The sequence below is a fragment of the Streptomyces sp. NPDC025793 genome (genome assembly GCF_055558375.1).
On record NZ_JBVHMR010000003.1, the window covers coordinates 207,901 to 230,863 of the forward strand.

Here is a 22,963-nt window from a genome sequence, read left to right on the forward strand (position 1 = left end):
CCGATGAGCCGCCCCTTACGGCTGGGCCAGCCCAACCTCTCGCCCGAAGTCCTGAGCGTGCTCGACGCCCTGAGTTCGGCGGGCTGGGAGACGCGCGCCGGCGAGCATGTACTCACGCTCTCACCGCCCTCCTCGCCGCCGACTGCCCCCGCTGCCTGGACAGTGCCCGGAGACAAGATCGAGGCAGCCACGCTGGCCTGCGCGATCGCCGCGACGCGCGGTACTGCCCGTATCGACGGCGTGCAGGGCAAGGACGTAGGCCCGTTCGCGGCTGCCCTTCATCAGCTCGGCATCCCCGCAGACGCGGAGCCGAATGGCCTTACCGTCCGCGCCCAGGAGACAGCCCCCACTGGTCGTCCCCTGCGGGCCATCGCCTCCCTGAGCCCGGCCGGCCTGGACGCCGACTTCGAACCACCGCTCATGGCACTCGCCCTCGGACTGCCCGGCACGCATCTGTTCGCCGACGCCATCAATCCCGGCCGCCACGGCAACCTGCTGCCGCAGCTGACCCGCCTGGGCGCCGAGATCGAAGAGATCTCCCCCACCGAATGCCGCCTGACGGGGCCACAACTACTCACGGGCGCGGGCGTTGAAGCCACCGACATCCGCACCGGGTCCGCCCTCATGGTCGTGGGCCTCACGGCCCGAGGCGTCACCACCATCGGCGGCCTCGACCAGTTGCGCCGCGGCCACGCCGACCTGTCCGGCAAGCTGCGCGCCCTGGGTGCCGACATCTGCGAGGTCACCCCATGACCACCGACGGCCGGAACTTGCGCCAGATCGTTGCCACGACGGACGTCCACTCCGCCTTCGACAACGCCGCACCGTTTCTGACCCACCTCCACGCGCTGCGCCCGACCTCGCTCATCGTGGACTGCGGCGACTTCTGAAGGCAGCGGGTATTACCGCCTCGCTCGCGGCACGATCGAGCGGGAGATCCTGCTCGGGCTGTACGACGTGCTGGCCCCTGGCAACCACGGCTGGCCTCACCACTTCGAACCCGACCTTCGCCGGCGCACTGTCTGCGCCAACGCCGTCGATGCCAACACCGGCGACGCTCTGTTCCGCCGTCTGTACATCGCCGACATCGGTGGACGGCGCGTCGGCGTAACCGCTGTGATCGGTCGGCAAGCCTTCCACTCGATCCCGGCCGCCCAGCGAGCTGGCCACTGCGTCACCGATCCCCTCCAGGCCCTGCGCGAGGTGATTCTCGCCCACCACCCCGAGGTGGACAGCTGGGTCCTGCTCAGCCACTCCGGCTTCAAAGAGGACCGGGAACTCGCGGCGGCCTGTCCCTTCCTCGACGTGGTCTTCGCAGGGCACTGCCACAGCCATCAGTACGGGCCGGTCCGAATCGACGGCACCCTGCTCGTCAAGGGCCGGGAGCTCGCCGGCGGTTATGCGATCGCCATGCCCGTGGGTACGGGATGGGGCGCGGGCACCACATCCTTCCCCGATCGGGCCCCGAGCGTCGTTCCGACGGAGCTTGCGGATCTGCACTCCCGCATCGAAGACATCAAACAGCAACTGGCCGACGTCCTCGGCCCGATCAGTCCGGCCTACCGCCACCAGGCCCTCGATCGGCGCAGCCTGCTCCTGGACCTCACCGCCCGCCTGCGTACGGGGCTCGGCGCAGACGCGGTCATCCTCAACGAGACGGCACTTCGCGCCGTACCCCTCGGCGGCAACCTCACCCAGGGCGACCTGCTCTCCATCGAGCCGTTCGGGAACCAGCTGGTGCACGCCCACGTGCCGGATCCGGCACGTGGGGACCTCCCCGGCCTGATTTCAGCTCTGACCCCCCAGACCGGTCCGCTCGTCACCGCACCCGATCCCTTGCCGGACGCCGTCACCACCGTGCTGACCACCGACTACCTCGCCGACACCTACCTCGGCGAGCGCACCCACGAGGCCGGCCTGCGTCTGGACCAGGCCGTCCAACACGTCCTCACCGCTCCCGACACCGCGGAAGGAGGCAGGTGATGATCCTCACCGGCCCGGAGATCAGCGCTGCCGCTCACGACGGCCGCCTCCGCATCACCCCGTTCGCTGCAGACCAGGTCAATCCCAACAGCTACAACGTGCGTCTGGGGCCCACCTTGATCACCTACACAGGCCCCGTCTTGGACGCCCACCGGCCCAACCCCACCCGCGAAACCAACATCGGCCCGGACGGGCACATCCTCCAGCCGGGCGAGCTCTACCTCGGCCACACCCTCGAAGAGGTCGGCTCCGACACCTTCGTGCCGCTGCTGTTCGGCCGCTCCTCCGTCGGACGTCTCGGCCTGTTCGTCGAGATCACCGCCCCCATCGGCGACCTCGGCTTCCACGGCCAGTGGACGCTCATGCTCACCCCGATCCGGCCGCTGCGCGTGTACGCCGGCATGAAGGTCGGGCAGATCATGTTCTTCGCCTCCACCGGTGCCGTGGACCTCTACCGCGGCAAGTACCAGGCCGCCGCAGGACCGCAGCCCTCCGCCTACTGGCGAGACCTCGCCCGGCTCCAGGTGGTGGCATCGTGATCCTCACCGGCCCCGCCATCGCCGCCGCCGTCCAAGCCGGCGAGATCACCATCGACCCGTACGAGCCCAGCCGCGTCTCCCCCAACGCCTACGACTGGCGGCTGGGCGCCACCATCCGCGTCTGCGACGGCGACCTCGACGCCGCGACCCCTACCGCCTTCACCGAGCAGTCCATCCCCGACGCCGGCCTCGTTCTGCACCCTGACCTGCTCTACCTCGGCATCACACTGGAGCGGACCGGTTCGGAGACTTACGCGCAGTTGCTGAACGGCGACCGCACCACCGGTTCCCTGGGCATCTGGGTCCACGTGTCGGCTCCGCTCGGACACCAGGGCCATGCGATCCGGTGGACGCTGGAGATCCGTGCCGCCCGACCGGTGCGCGTGTATCCGGGCATGACCTTCGGCAAGCTCGTCTTCCTCACCACCTTCGGCACCCCGGCCAGCTACCAGCAACAGCCAGCCAAGTACGCCTCCACGGAAGGCATCGACATCTCACGCCTCTACGAGGAGATCGACGGAGGAGCGCGGTGAAAGCTCGCTCGGCCGCCGGCCCGATGGCCGCCACCTTCCTGGACCTCCCCGTTGGAAGCCCCGGCGGCAGCGTCGAGCTCTTCCTCGACCTCTACACCGGCCAGCACCCCCTCATCCCGGCCCGCGCCTTCATGCTCGCACCACCTGGTCACGGTCCCCGACCGCCCGTCGGACTCAACCTCCTGCCCGTGGCAGGCAAATGCCTGGAAGGAACGGCCTTCAACCGCTACGTCGCCACCCTTCGCAGAGCGCTCACAGCCGCGCTCGATGCCACACAGATCGACGTCCTCCACTTGCAGCACCTCGCGTTCGGCGCCACTCCTGCTCTCATCCGCGCTCTGCCCGCGCATCCCCGGATCGCCCTCGTCCACGGCACGGACCTGCTCTTCGCCGAGACACACCGAGACCAACTCCGAATGCTGCGCGAAACAGCCAGGGCCGCCGACGCCATCGTGGTCCCGACCAACGCAATGGCCGACCGCCTCCTCAAGCTCGCCCCGCAGATCGAACGCCGAAAGATCACCCACATCCCCTGGGGCATCCCCGACCGCCTACTCACCGCCCCGCCGGCCCGGCCTGCGCGGACCTCCACCAGCCACCTGCGGCTCCTGTACGCAGGACGCCTGACCGCAGAAAAGGGCGCCGAGACCCTGATCAAGAGCCTGGCTCCGGTAACCGGCGCCGAGCTGAGCGTCGCGGCGCCCAGAGCCCAGTTCCACGCACTCGCCCCGCTGCTGCAACGAGCAGGCGTACGAGCGCGCTACCTCGGCTGGCTCCGTCGCCCACAGCTGTGGAAAGCCTTCACCGAACACGATGTGCTGGTCGTGCCGTCCACCACCCTGGAGGCCATGGGACTGGTCGCGCTGGAAGCCCAAGCGTGTGGTCTCCCCGTCCTCTACCAGCCCGTACCCGGCCTCAGCGAAGCGCTCGCCGCTTCCGGCATGGCCACCGACTTCAACCACTCCGCCGCACTCGCGCGCGACCTCGACCGGCTGAGAAAGACACCCGGACTGCTGACCGCCCTGCGACAGGCGGGCTACGCCAATGCGGCACGCTATCCCCTCTCGGCGACCGCACGATCCCTGACCGACCTCGGCCGACAACTCACATGAACCGACCGCCAGACGACCCGACACGTCACTACCCGAACCGCTCCGCGAACGTCACTACGCTGACCGACGGGATACCCCCGGCGAAGAGGGAGACCATGACGTACGACCGCGACCGCATCGAAGCCCTGCTCGACGAGGGAGTCCGCGACAAGGTGTACCCGGGAGCCGTGTGGGCCGTCGGCGACGCCACCGGCATCCTCGCCCAGGGAGCCACCGGCGTCCTCGACCCCGACGAGCCGGACGTGCCGATGCGCGCCGACACCGTCTTCGACGCCGCCAGCCTCACCAAAATCCTGGCCGTCTGGTCCTCGATCGGAGCCCTGTGGGAGGACGGAACCCTCGACCTCGACCAGCCGCTCGGCACGTTCTGGCCCGAGGCCGCCGGCCACCCACTCCGCAACGTCACCACCCAACAATTGCTGACCCACACCGCCGGCGTCCCGCTACGAGCCCAACTGAAGAACCTCTACGGCACCGACCCCGAGGAGATCCGCCGAGGCGTCCTCCGCGAACAGCTCCACCGACCTCCGGGTGAGGCAGTCGAGTACACCGACCGGGCTGCCCTCATCCTCGGCTACCTCGCCGAACACCTCTCCGGCCAGCCTTTGGACCACCTGGCTGCCACCCGTACCTGGCACCCACTGGGCATGAGTTACACCCGCTTCGGCCCCCTGCCCGCCGACCTCGCCGCCCGCTGCGCGCCCACCGAACTCGACCAGGACACCGACACCCACCTCAAGGGAGTCGCCCACGACTTCTCGGCCCGCCTCCTGGGCGGCGTCTGCGGCATCGCCGGCGTCTTCACTGTCCTCGATGACCTCGCCGCCTTCCTCCAGTACATGCTCGCCCCTGCCGCGTCCCAGTTCCGGGCTGGTTTCGGCAGCGAGTGGATCACCAGATCCCTGGCCATCCAGACGGAGCAGCTCCAGCCCGCTCGCGGCCTTTTCTGGCACCCCGCTCCCGGCACCACCGCCGAGGAGGACGCCTGGGTCCACTACGGCTTCACCGGCACAGGCATGTGGATCTCCACCACCAAGAACCGCTGGGCGGCGCTCCTGACCAACAAGCTCTACTACACACGAGACCGCGCGCCGCTGACCGACATCCGCAACACCTTCCGAAAGCTCGTCTTCACGTAGAGAGCCGGATGGCTGTACCGGTGTGTCCAGCACCTCCTGCAACCCCCAATGCCTCGGTTCAAGACCGGCTGCCAGCGTGCCAGCCCGTTCAGCGCAGGCGCGGGATACGCCGTGCACTCTGCAACCCAAGGCCGCACCGTAACGGCGGCCGTTCCGCAGCCCCTGGGGAGGGCGGCGGTGATCTCGGTCAGGCCCAAGACGAAGCCGCGGTCTAGCGCGGTGACGCCCGCGCCGAAGGAGACGTCGTTGTGCCGGCATGAAGAAGGCAGGGAGTTCCGGTGATTGATGTGCGGCCCAGCCAGCGCATGCGAGACCTCGGTCTCGTCCAGCGGGGCGCCTGCATCCTCGCCGAACAAAGCGGCGTCTTCGACCTGCCCGCCGAACGCGACGAGGCGGAACGCATCGTGGACGAACTCTTCGCCACCGTCGAACGCATCAGCCAGGTCCACCCCTTCGCCAGGGGCGTGGGCATCGCCGCCCCCGCAGATCGGGATCTCCCGCGCGCGACTGCAGTCGTCCTGCCTCCCGACAACGCCTCCGCCGTCGTCTTGCTCAGCCCCGCATCACCGGCCGATCCGAGGAGAAGGACGAGCGGTACGAGGGATGCCTCAGCTTCTTCGCCGTCCGCGGCCCCGTACCCCGTCCGCCGAAGATCACGGTGGGGCGACCGCCCTGACCAGCGAGTCCACAACCACCGTCTATGAACGCGGCCTCGTCCGCCTCGTCCGCCCCGTCCTCGCCCACCTCGACGGTCTGCTCTGCACCGCCCGGATGCGAACCGGGGTCGACCACGTCCCGGTGGAGGAATACCGGCAGACCGGCCGGCCTGGGCGTGCGAGTGATCTCGCACCGGAAGGCGCTATGCGATCCACGAGCAGGCAATTCGCATACGCCTCCCGTTGCCAGCGCTGTGCGGTGTGCCGGTACCGCCGCCGAGTTCCCCGGTGACACTCGGCGGGTGCAGCATGTGGCGGGCGTCGAGGCGCGATGAGCGTGCGATGCTGGAACCCTGGAGCCCGCCGGGTCTGTGGAGCCCTCGTTCTCACCGGCCGGGATGGCATGACAGCCCCAGGACGGCGATGCGCATGACCAAGCAGCAGTGCCGGGATCGTGAGACCAGCCGGCACCCCGCACCGAGGAACGGGCCACCCGCCTCCAAATGCTGGGCAGGGTGAGCGTCTCCGCTCCGGCGCAGCCGTCCGTGCTCGCGGCCGGGGTGGTGTCGGCGGCGGCCGTGTCGGGGGACGAAGTCCTTCGTGCGCTCGGTGTCGTCACCGGGGAGGGCCTGGGTAGCGAGGAGGCCGCGCGACGGCATGCGCGGTTCGGCCCCAATGCGGTCGCCACGCATCGTGCCCGGGTGCTCCCCGTGCTGTGGCATCAGCTCCGTTCACCCTTGCTCGGGCTGCTGGTGGCGGCCGCTGTGGCGTCCTTCCTGGTGGGCGAGCGAGGCGATGCGGTGATCATCGGTCTGATCGTGAGCGCGTCCGTGGGACTGGGCTTCGTCAACGAGTATCGCGCCGAGAAAGCCGCCGAGGCGCTGCACTCCCAGATCCACCATCAGACCGTGGCGCTGCGCGACGGCCGGGCGACCCTGGTGGATGTCACGGCGCTGGTCCCCGGTGACGTGGTGGAACTGCGTCTGGGTGACATCGTCCCGGCGGACCTGCGGCTGCTGGAGGTCACCGGTCTGGAGTGCGACGAGTCGGTCCTGACCGGCGAGTCGCTCCCGGTGGACAAGACCGCTGCCGCGGTCCCGGCCGGGACCCCGCTGGCCGAATTGTCCGGGTGCGCTCTCATGGGCACGGTCGTTCGGACAGGCGCTGCCCGCGGCGTAGTGGTGGCCATCGGAGCACACACCGAGTTCGGCAAGATCGCCGCCGGGCTCGACACCCACCCTCTCGACACCGAGTTCCAGGTCGGCCTGCGGCGCTTCTCCCTGCTGCTGGTCTACGTGGCGGGCGCGTTGACCAGCTCGATCTTCGTGATCAACGTAGTGCTTCACAAGCCGATCATCGACGCCTTGCTGTTCTCGCTGGCCATCGCGGTCGGTATCACCCCGCAGCTGCTGCCCGCCGTCGTCTCGACCAGTCTGGCCGCCGGGTCGCGCCGGATGAGCCGGCGCAAGGTGCTGGTCAAGCGGCTGGTCTGCATCGAGGACCTGGGCGATGTCGATGTCCTGTTCACCGACAAGACGGGCACGCTCACCCTGGGCCGTATCGAGTACATGCGTGCCGTTCCCGCCAGTGGCCACGATTCCGAGGCGGTGGTGAAGTGGGGGCTGCTCAGTACCGAGAACGCGGCGCGGGATGCGCGGGATGTCGGCGGGAACCCGTTGGACCAGGCCCTGTGGCGGTCTCCGGCCGCCGCGGGCGAGCGGGCCGCGCTGGACGGGTACACCCAGGTCGCGGTGCTGCCCTTCGATCACGAACGGCGCATGATCTCGGTCCTCGTACGGGACAGGGACGGCCGTTCGAGCCTGGTCACCAAAGGCGCTCCGGAAACTGTCCTGGACCGCTGCGTCGACGTCCCGCCCGGAGCCCGCGACGCGCTGGCGGCCGAGTTCGCGGCAGGAAACCGCGTGATCGCAGTCGCCACCCGGCCCGTCGCCCCCGGAACGCAGGCCGTCGAGCCCGGGGACGAGAGGGAGCTGAGCCTGGCCGGGCTGCTGGTGTTCCTCGACCCGCCCAAACCGGGCGCCGCCACAGCGCTGCGCAGACTCGCCGACCTGGGCATCGCGGTGAAGGTCGTCACCGGCGACAACGCCGCGGTCGCCGCCAAGGTCTGCCATGACCTCGGCCTCACCGACGCGGGCGCGATGACCGGCAGCGAGGTCGATGCCCTGGACGACGCACAACTGGCCGAAGCGATCACCGGGACCACCGTCTTCGCACGCGTGAGTCCCGAGGCCAAGGCCCGTATCGTGCGCGCGCAACGGCGCAGCCGCGGCGGCGTGGCGTTCCTGGGCGACGGAGTCAACGACGCACTGGCTCTGCACGCGGCCGACGTGGGCATCTCCGTCGACTCGGCCACCGACGTCGCCAAGGACGCGGCCGACGTCATCCTGCTGGAGAAGGATCTCGACGTCCTCGCGGACGGTGTGGTCGAGGGCCGCCGGATCTTCGCCAACACCATCAAGTACGTGTTGATGGGCACTTCCAGCAACTTCGGCAACATGGCCTCCGCCGCGGGCGCCTCGCTGTTCCTGTCCTTCCTGCCGATGCTCCCCTCACAGATCCTGCTGAACAACCTTCTCTACGACAGCAGTCAGTTGGCCATCCCGACCGACAACGTGGACGCGGACCAGCTGCGCAAGCCCTCGCACTGGGACATCGCCTTCATCCGCCGGTTCATGATCTCCTTCGGGCCGCTCAGCTCGGTGTTCGACTTCGTCACCTTCGGCGTCATGCTCTGGGTCTTCCACTCCGGCCCGGCCCAGTTCCGCTCCGGCTGGTTCGTCGAGTCGCTGGCCACCCAGACCCTGGTGGTCTTCGCCATCCGCACCCGGCGTATCCCGTTCTTCCGCAGCCACCCCAGCCTGCCGCTGACTCTCGCCGCGCTCGGCGTCGTCACCATCGGCGCGGTGCTGCCGGCCACCCCACTCGCCCACACCCTGGGCTTCCAACCGCTTCCGGGAGGGTTTTTCGCCACGCTGGTCGGCATGATCCTCGCCTACCTGGCCCTCGTCGAAATCGGCAAACGGCTCTTCTACGGGGCTGCAGTCGCGCCACCTCCGGTTCCCAGGCACTACGCGCGCCATCGCCACCTGCGGCGCCGTGCCGGCCGCTTCAGCACTGCCGCGCCCCATCCCACGCCGGTCGACGGCCCGCCGTGATACGGACCGTCAGCCGTGCGGCGAGCGGCGCAGAGGGACACCGGATCACCCCGCAGCAGCCCGGCAGGCGCACGTCCGCCTGCCGGGCTGCTGCGGGGTGGCCACCTACAGGAGCGCTCACGTGGTTTCAGTCCCCCCGTTCGGTGCCGGCACGCGAGCAGAACTGGCCAGGTCGAGGGGCGGTGCGAGCGTGGGGGACGGCGGCGCCGTCGCGCCGGCCGCGTTCGCTTCGCGGGCGAGGAAGGAGCCGAGTTCGCCGATGGTGCTCATCAGCGGTGCCGGGAAGACGACGGTGGTGTTCTTGTCCACACCGATCTCGACCAGACTCTGCAGGTTGCGCAGTTGCAGGGCGAGCGGATGGGCCATCATCGTGTCGGAAGCGTCCCCCAGGGCGGCAGCGGCCAGGGACTCACCCTCGGCGTTGATGATCTTGGACCTCTTCTCCCGCTCGGCCTCGGCCTGCCTGGCCATCGCGCGCTTCATGGACTCGGGCAGCTGGATGTCCTTGAGCTCGACCAGGGTGACCTCCACGCCCCATTCGGCGGTGGTGATGTCGAGGATCTGACGGATGTCCAGGTTGATGCGGTCGGTCTCGGACAGGGTCTCGTCCAGGGTGTGCTGACCGACGACCTTGCGCAGGGTGGTCTGGGCGATCTGGTCGATCGCGGAGTTCACGTTCTCGATCGCGATGACCGACTTGACCGCGTCGACCACGCGGAAGTAGGCCACGGCGGAGACGTCGACGCTGACGTTGTCCTTGGTGATGATGCCCTGGGACTGGATCGGCATGGTGACGACCCGCAGCGACACCCGGTGCAGGGCGTCGACGAACGGGATGATGAACCGCAGCCCGGGGGAGCGTGTTCCGACGAGTCGGCCGAAGCGGAACAGCACTCCGTTCTCGTACTGCTTGACGACCTTCACGGCCATGGCGAGCACCAAGAGGGCCACGAGGCCGACCACGACGATGAGAACGATCAGGAGTTGCATGCTGGGCTCCTCGGGACGAGGACCAGGGCGTTCGCGCGAGGTCCTGGGAATGGGTCGGCGGAGCACGTGACGCCAAGGGGGGGGCGAGCACACCGTGATGTGCTCGTGGCCCGTCGCGAGGGGCGCGATTCACCGGGACCGGCACCTGAGGCCGTGAGAACCTGATGAGGACCGGCCGTATGTCCAGCATCGCTCGTCGGGGACCACACCGCATGGGCCGAACGGTCCCCCACCGTGCGGGCGCAGGGGTCAGCCCTGGTCCGTGGGGAGGGGGGCGGCCCAGTCAAGGGTGGTGCCGGTGGGCCGGTGCGGGGCGATGGTGAGGGTTCCGCCGAGTTCCGTGGCACGGGTGCGGAGGTTGGCCAGTCCGCTGCGACGCGTGCGAGCCGGGTCGATGCCGCGGCCGTTGTCGGAGACCCGCAGCATCAGATGCGTGGCGGTGGCCTCGACCGTGACGTCCACGGCGGTGGCGTGGGCGTGCCGGGCGGCGTTGGCGAGGGCTTCGCGGAGCACGGCGAGCAACTGGTCGGCGATGTCGTCGGCTACGCGGGTGTCCAGCAGGCCGGTCATGCGCAGGGCGGGAGGGAAACCCAGGGTCGCGGCGGCCTCGCCCGTCTCGGCGACCAGGCGCGACCTCAGGCGCGTGTGCCCGGTGCTGTCGCGCTGTCCCAGAGCGTAGATCGTCGACCGGATGATCTTGATGGTGTCGTCGAGGTTGTCCACGACCTGTTGGATTCGCTCCGCGGCCTGCGGGTGGTCGGAGACCTGCGCGAGGACCGATTGCAGGGTCATTCCTCCGGCGAACAGGCGCTGGATGGCCAGGTCGTGCAGGTCGCGGGCGATGCGGTCACGGTCGCCGAGGAGCAGGAGCCGTTCGGCGGCGCGGCGGTGCTCGGCGATCTCCAGGGCGAGTGCGGCGTGGTTCGCGAATCCGGCGATCATGGCGACGGTCGCGGCGGTGAAGGCGGGACGGCCGGGGAGACCGGCGACCAGCAGGACGCCCCGCACGTGCTCGGGGGTGCCGAGCGGGACCAGGAAGACCGGTCCCAGGGGCATGGGGACGGTGTCGTGTTCGGTTCGAGGGTCGGAGTTCCAGTTGTCGGTCGTGATCGTTTCACCGGAGGTATAGACCTTCGCGGCCAGCGTGGTGGCCGGCAGAACCAGCCCGCGTACGCGGTCGGCGTCCGGACCGGAGGTGGCTTCGACGACCAGGCCGCCAGTGCGGGGGGTGGGCACGGCGAGGGCGACCAGATGGGCGTCGGCCATCTCGCGGATGGTGGCGGTGAACGTGGCCAGGACCTCGGCCGGGGCGGTGCCGGACAGCAGGCTGCGGGTCAGTTCGCTGCTGGCCGTCAGCCAGCGTTCGCGGCGCTGTACCGCCTCGTACAGCCGGGCGTTGTCGACCGCCACCCCGGCCGCCGCGGCCAGCGTCGCCAGCACCGCCTCGTCATCGGTGTCGAACTCGGCGCCACCGCGTTTGTCGGTCAGGTACAGATTGCCGAACACCGCCTCACGCACCCGGACAGGAACGCCCAGGAAGGTTCGCATCGACGGATGCCCGGCCAGGAAACCAGCGGCGTCCGGGTGCTCGTCGAGATCGGCCAACCGCAGCGAGTGCGGCTGGCGGATCAACAGCCCGAGGATTCCCCGGCCCTCCGGACGGTGCACGATCGCGGCGAGGGTCTCCTCGTCCATCCCGTCCGTGATGAACTCTTCGAGACCGCCTTCATCGCCCAGTACGCCCAGCGCCCCGCACTCGGCGTCGACCAGGGTGACCGCGGACCGCACGATCTGCCGCAGCACCGCACCCAGGTCCAGCTCGGTCCCGACAGCCAGAACCGCCTCCAGCAGTCCGACCAGCCGCTCCCGGGCGGAACGCACTCGCGTGATCTGGTCCTGTACCTCCTCCAGTTGCTCGTCCAACCGGATGCGGGGCGCCACCCGATCTCCGGTACGCCGTGTAGCGCCCGTGTCCTCGTCCACGCCGACTCCCCTCGGGAGGCCCCCCGATCCCTCCAGCATGCACCCGAGAAGCCTCCATCGACCCGCCACGGAGGAGCACGACGCTTGAACGTTCGAATCGAGCAGGTAGCCGACAACCGACTCGGCCGACGCCCCACGGCCGGCCGCGACAGCGAGCCGCGGGCCTTCCTGTGACCGAACGTGTGCGCCTTCTGCGGCGGGGACAGGCGATGCGCGGAGGGCAGGTCATCAGGGCGCTCTCCGGCTCCGGCTCCGGCTCCGGCTCCGGCTCCGGCTCCGGCTCCGGCAGGGAGTGGCGCTCGCGGAGGTGACGCATGCTTGCTGCACGAACCGGGCTACGGCCTGGGTAATCGCCCGTTCCTCTCTAAGGAAAGCAGCAGATGCGCCGCCCGCCACGGCCGGGAGTAGCCTGACAGCTACCGAGAACTTTCGGGCGCACGACCATGGCGGCGCCGTTCCCGGCGAGTGACAGACACGGGCAGCCGGAAACCGCCCGGAACGGATCGCACGATGAACGCCATCACACAGCCCGCAGAAGGTGCGGCGCCAGGTGACGGGCATTCCTACAGGACGCCCCTGCCCCGGCTGCGCCTCACGCCGGACGTCAGCCATGGCCCGCTGGACGGCGCGTGGTGGCCGCGCTGCGACGCCCTGGAACTGGAGCTGCCCGCGCTGGTCGGCTCCTTGGATCCGAGCATCGGCACCGTCACCCGCGTGACCGTGGGGACCGCCGCCTGGCCCGATGCCCCGCAGGAGGTGATGGCGCCCGGCCATGTGATCGAAGTGGCCCTGAGCGACGACGACGCCGAGATGCACGCCATCACCGTGGACTGCGGCACCGTGGGGCGCTGGGAGCTCCTGGTGGTCCCACCGGACGAACCGGCCGACACGGCGGCCCGGCTGCTGACCGCCGCCTCCGACCCCGCGAACCCACTGTCGGCTCCGCGCCTGCTGGCACTCGCCGAGGACGGCCTCGACGGGCAGGACACATGGGTGTCAGAAGGAGGAGCCGGAGCCTGACCTAGGTAAGCAGCCCGACCCGGCCGGCTCCGCCTGACCGGCGGATCGGGCGTCCACAACCCCGTGATGGAGCCATGGCACCGACAGATCCTTTGCCATCCCGGCCCGCCCCCCGCGCAAAGCGGACCACGGCGGGTGAGGGGATGACGGCAGGACGGCGCGCGGACCGCTCCGAGAGCTTCGGGGAAGCTCTCCTCGGAAAGATCCTCGACAGCGCGCACGAACTCCCGCCCCATCTCATCGGGCCCCTGGTCGCCGACGTGGTGGAGCGGCTCGGTGGCCGCCGACCGCAGGTGCTGTTGCAGGACTACGGCCAGCTGCTGCTCGTACCGCTGCCCGGTGAGGGCCTCACGGGCGGGGAACCGCACGTGATCGACGACTCCGAGGCGGGCCGCTGCTTTCTCGACGCCCAGCCCGTCGAACTGGCCGAGGCCGACGGCGTACGGCTCCATCTGCCGCTGCTGGACGGGGGAGACCAGGTGGGGGTCATGGCGGTGACGCTGGACAGAGTCGACGACCACGACCGCCGCCTGCTGCACAGGATCTCCGGCCTGGTGGCCGACCTTCTGGTGACCAAGCACGGCTACTCCGACCTGTTCTTCGGTGTCCGACGGGGTGAGGCGATGAGCGTCGCCGCGGAGATCCAGTGGTCCCTGCTGCCACCGCTGGCCATGATCATGCCCCGGGTCGCCGTGGCCGGGATCCTGGAACCCGCCTACGACGTGGCCGGCGACAGCTTCGACTACGCGCTGAACGGCGACGTTCTCCACGTGGCGATGATCGACGCGATGGGGCACGGACTGGACGCGGCCACGATGGCCACCGTGGCCATCGGCGCCTACCGCCACGCCCGCCGCGCCGGCATCGGACTGTCGGAGATCTACGAGTTCATGGACCGCGCCGTGGCCGAGCAGTTCGGTCCCGAGCACTTCGTCACCGCGCAGATGATGCAGCTGGACACGACGACGGGACGGGTGCAGTGGGTCAACGCCGGGCACCCGCCGCCGGTCCTCGTCCGCGACCACCGCGTCGCACAGCGTCTGGCCAGCCCGACCACGCTTCCCGTCGGCCTGGGTGGTTCGGTGCCCCGGATCAGCGAACTGGGGCTGGTGCCCGGGGACCGAGTCCTCTGCTTCACCGACGGAGTGGTCGAGGAGCACAAGAGCGGTGGGGAGGAGTTCGGGGAGGACCAGCTGATCGACTGCGTGAACCAGCTGGAGCGGACCGGCCGCGGCATCCGGGCGGTGACGCGGTCCCTGTCCCACACGCTCAAGCAGGCGCGAGGCGGACAGACCAGCGATGACGCGACCCTGCTCATGGTGGAGTGGCGCGGATGACCTCTCGCCCCCGCCGTCCGACAGTGCGGTCACTGCTCCTCGCCGCCGGGAAAACCCGCCGCCGGGAAACGCGGAGTAGTGTGGACAGTACCGAGGGCATCTCGCACACCGGCTTCCACGCCGGGTCGTCCCCGGCGAAGCATGAAACCCGGGCCGCCGCAGAGGTGGCCCGGAGACGGGTCCGCACCATGTCGGCGACCTTGTACCCCACGCTGCCGCACCCCGAGCCCGTCGCAGCCCCGGCCGCACGTCTCGCGTTGAAAACCGACGGCACTCCCCGCGGACTCCTGGACGGAGCCTGGTGGCCCCGCTCCCGGGACCTGCTGAGCGAACTGCCGGCGCTCACCGACGTGTTGGACACCCTGTGGGGCCGCATCACCCGCATCGCCGTCAACCCGGAGCACTGGCCGGTCATCCCCCGCAAGGTTCCCGTGAGCGGGCACATCGTCAAGGTCGGCTGGTTCACTCCGGAGATCGATCCGCACAAGCTGCTGCTGCTCTCCTACGGCACCGGCCGCTGGGATCTGCTGGTCATCCCGCCCGGGACCGGGGCGGAGCCGGCGGCCCGGCTGATGGCTGCCGCGTCCGACCACGACGGCCCGCCACTGACCGCGAGCGCGCTGATCGCCGCGGAGGAGGCCCGGCACGGCGTCCTGGCGGGCGACCAGCCACTGGACCCGGACGAGGCTTGGGAGTATGAGGGCGGCGCCTCCGCGGTGTCCGCTGCCGTTCCCCAACAGACCGGTCCGCCCGGCCGGGCCAGCCGGCTGATCATCGGTATGTGAGGTGGCCACCATGAGCGCCTTCCTGACGGCCACCGCCTTCCTGGTCCTCGTCGCAGTGGCGGCGTACGTGATCCACCGGCTCGGGCTCCAGCACGCCGACAGGATCGCCGCGTACCGGTACAGCACCCCCCGGCCCGGCCGCCGCGGCGGCTGCGCGCCACCGTCGGCTCGGTCCGCGGCGACGCGTGCCCGGGGCGTACACGCGGGCCCCGGACCACGCGAGGAGCGGCCGGGGCCCGTGGACCGAGGCATCTGAGGACCTTGAGCACCTGAGCACCTGAACCGAGGCGTCATGACTCTTCCGCGGCTGAACCTCTACCGGCACGACCGGGGCACGCGGGCCCTGGTCACCCTGGCCGGTGTCATCGATTCCGCCACCGCGCCCCACGTGCGCGCCGCCCTGGAGCGGTGCCTGCGGGACGGCATCACCCTCATCGACGTCGATCTGACCACCGTCGACCGCTGTGACGACAGCGGCCTGAGCGTCTTCCTCGACGTGTCACGGCACGCCGCCGAGAATCACGCGTTCCTGCTGCTGCACCACCCCTCCCCGCAGACCGAACGACTGCTCACGGACACGGGCTACGATCGTCTGCTCTATGCGATGAGGCCGGGAGGGGCCCGGCGTCAGCGGGAGTGGCGCCCATAGGAGCGTCCCCAGCCAGCGGGTCGCCGGGCAGCACAGGCGGGCACTGGTCACCCTGGCCGTTGAGGGAGTCCGGGAGTCCGGCCCCGTGGGTCTCAATCGGCGCGTCGTGCCCGGTGGCGGACTCCGTTGAGCTTGACTCGCGGAGAGGCTGTTCCAGACCGGCCGAGTCGCGTGCGTGCGCGAGCGTCTCCCGCGTCAGTCGCTCCGGGGTCCGTGCCGGAGCGGCGTAAGGCTCCAGCAGCAGCCGTACTCGCGCCACCGGAGCGGTACGCGGCTTGACCGGCCTGGGGTCGAGCACTCGTCAGTGTTCAGCCGGACCGCTCCCAAGGCCCGTCCGTCAGGGCGTGAGGCACCCCCGGTGGGGTACCCGCACGGAGACAGGAGGGCCTGCGCAGCCGCTGACCGACGAAGCAGACGGCCTCCCGACACCATCGACTCCCCGACTCCAGAATCGCGTGATGCGTCCGCACCAGGGACGTCGTAAAGCCCTTCCAGCGGCCCGGTCCCAGCGGGGCAGAGCCGATCGGCCTTGTCCGGAGAGTTCCACCGTCATGAGCAGAAACACCGCGGTCCGCCCCCCGCCCCCGGAGGCGTCCGGAAGTGACTTCGCCCGTCTGTCGAGAAAGATCGCCGCTGCCGGGCTGATGGGGCGCCGTCCCGGCTACTACGCGCTGCGGACCACCGTGGTGGCCGGGCTCTACGTCGGTGGGTGGGCAGCCGTCGCGGTCCTGGGCGACAGTTGGTGGACTCTGGCGGTCGCCGCCTTCCTCGCTGTCGTCTTCGGCCAGGTCGCCCTGCTCGCCCATGACGCAGCGCACCGCCAGGTGTTCCGCCGACGCCGGGCCAGCGAGGTGTCCGGACGGATCGCCGGTGCCGGTATCGGGATGGGATACGGCTGGTGGCAGGACAAGCACACCCGCCACCACGCCAACCCCAACCACGAGGAACTCGACCCCGACCTCGACCCCGACCTGCTGGTCTGGTCCCAGGACCAGGCGCGGGCCGCCAAGGGGCTCCCCCGGCTGATCGGCCGCCGACAGGCGTTCCTGTTCTTCCCGCTCCTCACCCTGGAGGGCTTCAACCTGCACGTGTCGAGCGTGAAGGCATTGGCCAACCGCTCGCTCAAGCACCGCGCGCTGGACGGCGTCCTGCTCTTCGCGCACTTCGTGCTCTACCTGACCGTACTGCTCTGGCTGCTGCCGCCCGGCATGGCGATCGCCTTCCTCGCCTTCCACCAGTGCCTGTTCGGCGTCTACCTCGGTTCCGTCTTCGCGCCCAACCACAAGGGCATGCCCATCCTGAAGGGCACGGACCGCCCGGACTTCCTCCGTCGCCAGGTGCTCACCTCACGCAACGTGCGCGGCGGCTGGTTCACCGACATCGCACTGGGCGGACTGAACCACCAGATCGAGCACCACCTGTTCCCCAGCATGCCCAGCCCCAACCTGCGCAGGGCCCGGACCATCGTGCTGCGCCACTGCCAGGAACTGGGTCTGGACTACGTGGAGACCGGGTTGATCGCCTCCTACCGGCTGGCCCTCGCCAGTCTCCACCGGGCCGGAGCACCACTGCGGCAGGCCCGCGTGCCCACCTGAGACACCTGCCGGAGCCATCGTCGGAGACCGTGCTGCGGTCACCACCGGCACGCCCCCGAGTGGCGGGCCGCCCTCGCCCCCGCCGTCCGAGACCGTCGAGCCGGTGCGCCGGTCGAGCCGTGCGCCGGTCGCGCCCCGCGCCGCCCCGTCAGCCCGACGTTCCGCGCCCGCTCCCGGTGTCGATGAGGATCTGTTCCGCCTGGCTGATGTTGTCCGCCCGGACCGCCTGGGCCATCGCGGCGCGGGCGGCGTCCGGTGCCGCGTCGGGCGGGACCACCAGCAGCGAGAAGATGTCCCGGTCGCCCCGGGTGATCAGTACCGTGTCGTCACCGACCGGGAAGGAATCGATGTGCACCACGCGGTCGTCCACGACGATGCGCGTCGGGAGATCTTCCCAAGCTGCGGTGTCCAGCCCCACGCGGGTCACGGGGCCGAGGTGGGCGACGAGGGCACTCAGCAGCGCGGGCAGCTCGGCACCCATGTCCCGCGAGCGCGGCCACCACGCACCATCGAGGACACCTTCACGTGATGGGATCGTCTCCAGCCGGAGAAGCGCGCAACCCGGCCGCACAGCCTCGTGGACACCGCTGGGAAGACGCCGGGGAACAGGAGATGTATCCGAGCTGGTCATGAGGACCACCCGTCTGTAGGGCAGGTGCGACAACGGGACCGCCTCGCACCTGCCACGCTACTCCAGGTGCCACGCGAGCCGGCGTCTCCGAAATCGCCCTCTATCGACCGGCCCCATCCGGAACGGATCCAGCACACATGAGGCCGGGAAACCCCGTGAACAAACGAGAACTACGGAGGAGTGTTTTCCCAGGCCAGGCGACCTGCAGCGAGCATTTCACCAGGTCGCAGGCCCATTCGGGGAAAACTCCTAAAGCGGGTGTCGCAGGTTCGAATCCTGCCGGGGGCACAGAGAAACACCAGGTCAGGAGCCCTTCCGTCCAGCGGGCGGGAGGGCTCCTGCGCTTGCAGCACACGAAACCGGGCCAGCCCCCTCCCGCTCCCATTCGCTGCACAAGTAACTTCAGTCATCGGTTGCGCGAGGGCGGGGCATCAGGAGACACCCGTGCCGCTGGTAAGGACCTTCGTTCCGTGTCGGGATCTCGTGCCGCCATCAGCGCCGGTTCGGGCGGGCAGCCGCCGATTCCCTCACTCACCGAGTGGCGTCCAGCTCGGCGTACATGCCGGCCGCGTAGTGGCCCGGGACGTTGCACAGCAGCTCATAGCGGCCCGGCCGCAGCGTCACCGTGGTCCAGGCCGCCGCGCCGGAGGCGATCCCATCTCCGGCACCGCTGCCGCAGGTGCGCGACGCCTCGCCGAGACTGCCCGCCTCCGACACCCGGCCGTCGGAGCCGATGGCACGTTCTCCGGCAGCCCGGCCCGCCGACAGCGGCAACACGATCACCTCGTGCGTGAGGGCTCCCGCATTGACCACCCGTACCGTCACCACCCCTGCCGGAACGGTCATGGGTTGGGTCACCAAGCGCATCATGCCCATGCCGTACCAGCCGGGATGGCCGTTGTTCGGCGCGGGCCCGTTCGGGCCCCGCATCATGCGTCCCTTGTCCCACACCGTCACATCGACCGCACTGCCTTTCGCGGCCGGTGCGCTGCATCGTGAGCTCTGCGCTCTCCAGGAGGACGGTGCCGCTCTGTGAAAGGCGCCGGACGCGGCCATCAGACCCGTCGTGGCGACGCCCAGAATCAAGGCCGCGGCGGCGATGGCGAGCGCCGTCCATACCTCTCGGCGGCGATGCGGAGTCATCGGCGCTCCCGAAGCACCGCGAGCCGGCGTTTGTACTCGTCCTCGTCGATCTCCCCGCGTGCGAACCGCTCGGCGAGCAGGTTCTCGGCTCCTCGGTCCTGCCCTCCTCCCCATCCGGAAGGTGGAGGCGAGCCGGGCTGCTGATGGTGACGCGTACCGGCGAGGTAGCGCACGAGTGCGACGAACCCGACGATCAGGACCGCCCAGAACAGGACCATGAACACCGTCATGACGATCCAGCCGCCCCAGCCCCATCCGCCGTCGTACCACATCGTGCCGATCACTTCCCTCGGCTGACTTCAGCGTCGATGCGTCAATGCCAGGATGAATCCGTGAGACCTCACTCGGTCTGGGCCACAGTTCCCGAGCGTAGGGCCGGAGGGCTCAACGCCCCATCCGGCTCCGCCGTCCACAGCTGTGTGGAAAATCTTCGCAGAGCACGAGGCGCCGACCATGCCGGTTACCGCCCTGGCAGGCTGTGCGAGTAAGGCTCGCTGTCGGCTCTTGGCAAGCGCACGACTCTGACCGCCCTCGGCTGTCGGTTCACCTGACCGCCGACATCAAAGCCAACGGAGAAGTGGCGGTGGTCACTCCTTGCCGCGGACCACGGCGACGGAGCAGTGCGCGTGATGCAGCAGGGCCTGGCTGACCGAGCCGAGCAGCAGGCCGGTGAAGCCACCGCGTCCGCGCGCACCGGCCACGACCAGCTGTGCGTCGTGACTCGCTTCGATCAGCGCCGGGCGGGTCCGGGAGCGCACCAGGCGCCGCTCCACCGTGACCTGGGGGTAGCGCGTCTGCCACGGAGACAGGGTGTCGTCCAGGAGCCGTTGCTCCTCCTCGCGGAGTCGGTCGATGTCGACCACCATGTTCAGCGGGTCGCCCGGTCCCTCGTAGGCCCGTTCGCTCCAGGTGTTCCACACGTGCAGGGCCAGCAGGTCCGCACCGCGCATCGACGCTTCGGCAAAGGCGAACTCGACAGCTCGCTCGCCTGCCGGGGAGCCGTCCACCGCCAGCAGTACGGGTCCGGTCGGGTTCGGCCTGCCCCGTACCACCAGCACCGGGCAGCGACCGTGGGCGGCCAGATGTACGGCGGTGGAACCGAGGAGCAGGCTGCCGAACGCGCCCAGCCCGCGGCTGCCCACCACGACGAGCGAGGCGGTGCGCGACTCGATCTCCAGCACCATCAGGGGCTCGCCGACGGTGACCTCCCGTGTGATGTCCACACGCGGCGCGATCGCGCGTGCCCGTTGTTCTGCCTCAGCCAGCGTGCTGTCCAGCAGCTCGCGCACGCCCGCCCTGGCAGGATCCCAGGGCGGCCCACCAGGCGGTGGATGGATCGAGGGCCACCCGAAGGCGTGCACCAGCCGCAGGCCGACCCCGCTCAGCGCCGCCTCGCTTGCCGCCGTCTCGACCGCGTCCAGGCTGGACTGTGAGCCGTCGACTCCAACGACGACTGGTTTGGCCATGCCGCGCCTCCTCGCCAGGCCGGCTCTGGGACCGCCCGCCCGGCTCTCGTCCATCCTCCGCCACTGTGCCGCGCAGCGCATGGGACCCGATGGCCCTCCCGGCAACCCTTCGAGGCAGCGATGCCGCACGTGCCCGTGGGCGTGCTCCCAGGTGCCGCCGTACCACCGCCGTCGCGGTAACTCACCCCGATCCTGATCACGCTCGGTCATCACCCGGAAGGCTCAGCAGACACGGCATGGGTGCACCCGAACGGGTCCTATGAGGAAGGGGCGCTGTCACCCAAGAGGCCCCCGGAGGAGGAAGTCGTGTTCCGCCACTCGATACGTACGCTCCTGGTCGGTCTGTGCGCGCTGACCGCGGCATCGCAGGCGGCCCCCGCCCTGGCCCTCGCCGCCCCGGCCGGCCCCCACCCGCAGCTTCAAGCCGCCCGGGCGCTTCGGGCGCAGATGCTCACGGACCTCGCCACCGCCATGAAGGGCGAGGCGTTCGCCTATGCCTCCTACAGCCTCTTCGGCGCTCAAGCCGACGGCGCGGCCCAGGCTGCCGTCGGACGGCTCTTCCGGACCACGGCGCAGACCGAGCTGAACGAGCACCTGCACGAGGCAGCCACGCTGACCGGAGTGGTCGGCACGAACGCGGCCAACCTGCGCCAGGCCATCAAGGGTGAGACGTACGAGCACCAGGTCATGTACCGCGGCTTCGCGGCGCAGGCCCGGCAGGACGGGGACACAAAGGCCGCCGAACTGTTCACGGAGATCGCCGCCGACGAGGGCCGCCACCGCGACGCCTTCCGCACGGCACTCACAGCCGTTACCTCCGGCCACGGCACCGTCCCGGCCCCGAGCGCCGCCAAGACGGTCGCGGTACCCGCCGGGCTGCCACAGGTGCGGGCCGCCCGTACGAAGACCAACCTGGACACCGCGATGCACGGCGAAGCCCTGGCCTACGCCAAGTACATGCTGTTCGCGGCGCACGCGAAGCAGACCGGGAACCCCGCACTGGCCCGTCTGTGGGAAGGGACGGCCGCCGTCGAGCTGCACGAGCACTTCGCCGGCGAGGCGGTCCTGGCCGGACGGGTGGGCACCACGAAGGCGAACCTGAACAAGGCCATCACCGGGGAGCGCTCGGAGGCGACCACCATCTACCCGGGGTTCGCCAAGCAGGCGACCGCCGTCGGTGACACCGCCGCCGCCTCCTACTTCCGTAACACCGCCGCGGACGAGGCCCGGCACGCCGCCGCCTTCCAGGCAGCGCTGAACCGGCTGCGCTGAGCGCCACGCCCTGGCTGAACCCCATGGCGGCCAGGTGGCCCCAGGAGCCACCTGGCCGCCATGCGTTTGAGCGGCCTGGTGGCCTCGTGACCGGCTTGCGTGCCGGTACGACGGGGTGGTCCTGGCAGCGCGATACAGGGACGAACGGCCCTGCCGTCGCATCCGGCGCGAGGGGCAGGCTGGATGTCGGGTACGGATATCTGATCTCACGGCCGGGGAGGACGGGCAACGGGCATGGGCGCCAGGGGCACGGGCGTGGCCGAGGAGACGCGGGTGCTGGTCGTCGAGGACGACCGGGGCATCGCGGAGTCCCTCGTGCGCGGTCTGCGGCAGGTCGGCTACGCGGTCGAGGGCGTCCGGACCGGGCGTGCGGCGCTGTCGGCGCCCAGCCCCGATGTCGTGCTGCTCGATCTGGGGCTGCCCGACATCGACGGCGTCGAGGTGTGCCGCAGGCTGCGGGCGCGGTCGGACGCCGCGATCATCGCGGTGACCGCGCGAGGCGAGGAGGCGGACCGGGTGGTGGCCCTGGACGAAGGCGCCGACGACTACCTGGTCAAGCCGTTCGGGCTGTCCGAGCTGCTCGCGCGCATCCGGGCCGTGTTGCGCCGCCGGCGCCCGGCGGAGCCGGAGATTCTCGGTCACGGCCCGCTGGCGCTCGATCTGCGCACCCGGCAGGTCTCGGTCGACGGCCGTCCGGTCTCCCTGACGCCGAAGGAGTTCGGCGTCCTGGAGTGCCTGGCGACGGACCCCGGCCGGGTGCTGAGCCGGCAGCAGATCCTTGAGCGGGCCTGGGACGCCGACTGGTACGGCCCCACCAAGGTGGTGGACGTGCATGTCGCAGCGCTGCGCCGCAAGCTCGGCGTGCCGGGGCTGATCGAGACCGTCTACGGGCACGGGTTCCGGCTCGCGGCGGTCCAGTAGTACGGGAAGCGGTCGTGACCCGCCGGATCACCA

The 22,963-nt window shown here is 70.2% G+C and carries 21 protein-coding genes and 2 pseudogenes; 16 read left to right on the forward strand and 7 right to left on the reverse strand.

The annotated features are described in order from the left end of the window. Positions 1-9: 9 nt before the first annotated feature. The 6 genes and pseudogenes from ACZ4MF_RS08370 to ACZ4MF_RS08395 all read left to right on the forward strand — a co-directional run. A pseudogene (locus ACZ4MF_RS08370) lies at positions 10-753 on the forward strand (UDP-N-acetylglucosamine 1-carboxyvinyltransferase); the annotation flags it as partial. Next, positions 750-1,983: pseudogene (locus tag ACZ4MF_RS08375) on the forward strand (bifunctional UDP-sugar hydrolase/5'-nucleotidase). The pseudogenes ACZ4MF_RS08370 and ACZ4MF_RS08375, both read left to right, overlap by 4 nt. Beyond that, positions 1,983-2,522: a dCTP deaminase gene (gene dcd / locus ACZ4MF_RS08380; protein ID WP_467490994.1), complete on the forward strand. Its 540-nt coding sequence runs from the start codon at positions 1,983-1,985 to the stop codon at positions 2,520-2,522. The pseudogene ACZ4MF_RS08375 and the gene dcd overlap by 1 nt, the downstream one beginning before the upstream one ends. Continuing rightward, complete coding sequence (locus tag ACZ4MF_RS08385; RefSeq protein WP_467490996.1) at positions 2,519-3,055, forward strand: dCTP deaminase; 537 nt, start codon at positions 2,519-2,521, stop codon at positions 3,053-3,055. The genes dcd and ACZ4MF_RS08385 overlap by 4 nt, the downstream gene beginning before the upstream one ends. Before the next feature lie 23 nt (positions 3,056-3,078). Next, on the forward strand, positions 3,079-4,167 hold the full coding sequence (locus tag ACZ4MF_RS08390; protein WP_467491566.1) for a glycosyltransferase family 4 protein: 1,089 nt from the start codon (positions 3,079-3,081) through the stop codon (positions 4,165-4,167). 95 nt (positions 4,168-4,262) lie between these two features. After that, a complete protein-coding gene (locus ACZ4MF_RS08395; protein WP_467490998.1) occupies positions 4,263-5,306 on the forward strand; it encodes a serine hydrolase domain-containing protein in 1,044 nt (347 codons plus the stop codon). Here ACZ4MF_RS08395 and ACZ4MF_RS08400 read toward each other — a convergent pair. After that, on the reverse strand, positions 5,240-5,755 hold the full coding sequence (locus ACZ4MF_RS08400; RefSeq protein ID WP_467490999.1) for a hypothetical protein: 516 nt from the start codon (positions 5,753-5,755) through the stop codon (positions 5,240-5,242). The genes ACZ4MF_RS08395 and ACZ4MF_RS08400 overlap by 67 nt on opposite strands. Before the next feature lie 113 nt (positions 5,756-5,868). Between ACZ4MF_RS08400 and ACZ4MF_RS08405 the strand changes: the two genes are divergently transcribed. Next, a complete protein-coding gene (locus ACZ4MF_RS08405; RefSeq protein ID WP_467491567.1) occupies positions 5,869-5,982 on the forward strand; it encodes a peptide deformylase in 114 nt (37 codons plus the stop codon). Positions 5,983-6,477: 495 nt separating this feature from the next. Continuing rightward, positions 6,478-9,138, forward strand: coding sequence for a magnesium-translocating P-type ATPase (gene mgtA, locus ACZ4MF_RS08410; RefSeq protein ID WP_467491000.1), 2,661 nt, complete (start codon positions 6,478-6,480; stop codon positions 9,136-9,138). 117 nt (positions 9,139-9,255) lie between these two features. Here the strand turns inward: mgtA and ACZ4MF_RS08415 are convergent, their stop codons facing one another. Continuing rightward, positions 9,256-10,128: a slipin family protein gene (locus tag ACZ4MF_RS08415; protein ID WP_467491001.1), complete on the reverse strand. Its 873-nt coding sequence runs from the start codon at positions 10,126-10,128 to the stop codon at positions 9,256-9,258. Between the two features lie 249 nt (positions 10,129-10,377). Then, on the reverse strand, positions 10,378-12,150 hold the full coding sequence (locus tag ACZ4MF_RS08420) for a sensor histidine kinase (protein ID WP_467491003.1): 1,773 nt from the start codon (positions 12,148-12,150) through the stop codon (positions 10,378-10,380). Between the two features lie 471 nt (positions 12,151-12,621). Here ACZ4MF_RS08420 and ACZ4MF_RS08425 point away from each other — a divergent pair, with 471 nt between their 5' ends. The 6 genes from ACZ4MF_RS08425 to ACZ4MF_RS08450 all read left to right on the forward strand — a co-directional run bounded on the left by ACZ4MF_RS08425 (position 12,622) and on the right by ACZ4MF_RS08450 (position 17,497). Further along, complete coding sequence (locus ACZ4MF_RS08425) at positions 12,622-13,131, forward strand: DUF5994 family protein (protein WP_467491005.1); 510 nt, start codon at positions 12,622-12,624, stop codon at positions 13,129-13,131. Between the two features lie 143 nt (positions 13,132-13,274). After that, a complete protein-coding gene (locus ACZ4MF_RS08430; protein WP_467491007.1) occupies positions 13,275-14,468 on the forward strand; it encodes a PP2C family protein-serine/threonine phosphatase in 1,194 nt (397 codons plus the stop codon). An 80-nt stretch (positions 14,469-14,548) separates the two neighbouring features. After that, complete coding sequence (locus tag ACZ4MF_RS08435) at positions 14,549-15,253, forward strand: DUF5994 family protein (RefSeq protein ID WP_397658924.1); 705 nt, start codon at positions 14,549-14,551, stop codon at positions 15,251-15,253. A gap of 10 nt (positions 15,254-15,263) precedes the next feature. After that, complete coding sequence (locus tag ACZ4MF_RS08440; RefSeq protein ID WP_467491010.1) at positions 15,264-15,509, forward strand: hypothetical protein; 246 nt, start codon at positions 15,264-15,266, stop codon at positions 15,507-15,509. A gap of 36 nt (positions 15,510-15,545) precedes the next feature. Next, a complete protein-coding gene (locus tag ACZ4MF_RS08445) occupies positions 15,546-15,902 on the forward strand; it encodes an STAS domain-containing protein (RefSeq protein WP_397658922.1) in 357 nt (118 codons plus the stop codon). A 551-nt stretch (positions 15,903-16,453) separates the two neighbouring features. Beyond that, on the forward strand, positions 16,454-17,497 hold the full coding sequence (locus ACZ4MF_RS08450) for a fatty acid desaturase family protein (protein ID WP_397658921.1): 1,044 nt from the start codon (positions 16,454-16,456) through the stop codon (positions 17,495-17,497). Positions 17,498-17,645: 148 nt separating this feature from the next. Here ACZ4MF_RS08450 and ACZ4MF_RS08455 read toward each other — a convergent pair whose 3' ends face one another. The 4 genes from ACZ4MF_RS08455 to ACZ4MF_RS08470 all read right to left on the reverse strand — a co-directional run bounded on the left by ACZ4MF_RS08455 (position 17,646) and on the right by ACZ4MF_RS08470 (position 20,737). Continuing rightward, positions 17,646-18,128, reverse strand: a complete 483-nt coding sequence (locus ACZ4MF_RS08455; protein WP_397658919.1) for a DUF5994 family protein — start codon at positions 18,126-18,128, stop codon at positions 17,646-17,648. Between the two features lie 531 nt (positions 18,129-18,659). Continuing rightward, positions 18,660-19,271: a sulfocyanin-like copper-binding protein gene (locus ACZ4MF_RS08460; RefSeq protein ID WP_467491012.1), complete on the reverse strand. Its 612-nt coding sequence runs from the start codon at positions 19,269-19,271 to the stop codon at positions 18,660-18,662. Then, positions 19,268-19,555 carry an SHOCT domain-containing protein gene (locus tag ACZ4MF_RS08465; RefSeq protein WP_467491014.1) on the reverse strand — a complete coding sequence of 96 codons (288 nt, stop codon included), beginning with the start codon at positions 19,553-19,555 and terminating at the stop codon, positions 19,268-19,270. Before ACZ4MF_RS08465 ends, ACZ4MF_RS08460 begins: the two co-directional genes overlap by 4 nt. Positions 19,556-19,858: 303 nt before the next feature. Then, positions 19,859-20,737, reverse strand: a complete 879-nt coding sequence (locus tag ACZ4MF_RS08470; RefSeq protein WP_467491016.1) for a universal stress protein — start codon at positions 20,735-20,737, stop codon at positions 19,859-19,861. 306 nt (positions 20,738-21,043) lie between these two features. Between ACZ4MF_RS08470 and ACZ4MF_RS08475 the strand changes: the two genes are divergently transcribed. Both ACZ4MF_RS08475 and ACZ4MF_RS08480 read left to right on the forward strand, forming a co-directional pair. Further along, positions 21,044-22,009: a ferritin family protein gene (locus tag ACZ4MF_RS08475; protein WP_467491018.1), complete on the forward strand. Its 966-nt coding sequence runs from the start codon at positions 21,044-21,046 to the stop codon at positions 22,007-22,009. A gap of 234 nt (positions 22,010-22,243) precedes the next feature. After that, complete coding sequence (locus ACZ4MF_RS08480; RefSeq protein ID WP_467491020.1) at positions 22,244-22,930, forward strand: response regulator transcription factor; 687 nt, start codon at positions 22,244-22,246, stop codon at positions 22,928-22,930. Positions 22,931-22,963: the final 33 nt, after the last annotated feature.

Bases quoted from the DNA above. Each gene is read 5' to 3' on its own strand.
- ACZ4MF_RS08480 (WP_467491020.1), top strand. From the start codon at position 22,244: ATGGGCGCCAGGGGCACGGGCGTGGCCGAGGAGACGCGGGTGCTGGTC.
- ACZ4MF_RS08460 (WP_467491012.1), bottom strand. From the start codon at position 19,271: ATGACTCCGCATCGCCGCCGAGAGGTATGGACGGCGCTCGCCATCGCC.
- ACZ4MF_RS08425 (WP_467491005.1), top strand. From the start codon at position 12,622: ATGAACGCCATCACACAGCCCGCAGAAGGTGCGGCGCCAGGTGACGGG.
- ACZ4MF_RS08415 (WP_467491001.1), bottom strand. From the start codon at position 10,128: ATGCAACTCCTGATCGTTCTCATCGTCGTGGTCGGCCTCGTGGCCCTC.
- ACZ4MF_RS08430 (WP_467491007.1), top strand. From the start codon at position 13,275: ATGACGGCAGGACGGCGCGCGGACCGCTCCGAGAGCTTCGGGGAAGCT.
- ACZ4MF_RS08395 (WP_467490998.1), top strand. From the start codon at position 4,263: ATGACGTACGACCGCGACCGCATCGAAGCCCTGCTCGACGAGGGAGTC.
- ACZ4MF_RS08470 (WP_467491016.1), bottom strand. From the start codon at position 20,737: ATGGCCAAACCAGTCGTCGTTGGAGTCGACGGCTCACAGTCCAGCCTG.
- dcd (WP_467490994.1), top strand. From the start codon at position 1,983: ATGATCCTCACCGGCCCGGAGATCAGCGCTGCCGCTCACGACGGCCGC.
- ACZ4MF_RS08445 (WP_397658922.1), top strand. From the start codon at position 15,546: ATGACTCTTCCGCGGCTGAACCTCTACCGGCACGACCGGGGCACGCGG.
- ACZ4MF_RS08440 (WP_467491010.1), top strand. From the start codon at position 15,264: ATGAGCGCCTTCCTGACGGCCACCGCCTTCCTGGTCCTCGTCGCAGTG.
- ACZ4MF_RS08450 (WP_397658921.1), top strand. From the start codon at position 16,454: ATGAGCAGAAACACCGCGGTCCGCCCCCCGCCCCCGGAGGCGTCCGGA.
- ACZ4MF_RS08420 (WP_467491003.1), bottom strand. From the start codon at position 12,150: ATGCTGGAGGGATCGGGGGGCCTCCCGAGGGGAGTCGGCGTGGACGAG.
- ACZ4MF_RS08455 (WP_397658919.1), bottom strand. From the start codon at position 18,128: ATGACCAGCTCGGATACATCTCCTGTTCCCCGGCGTCTTCCCAGCGGT.
- ACZ4MF_RS08390 (WP_467491566.1), top strand. From the start codon at position 3,079: ATGGCCGCCACCTTCCTGGACCTCCCCGTTGGAAGCCCCGGCGGCAGC.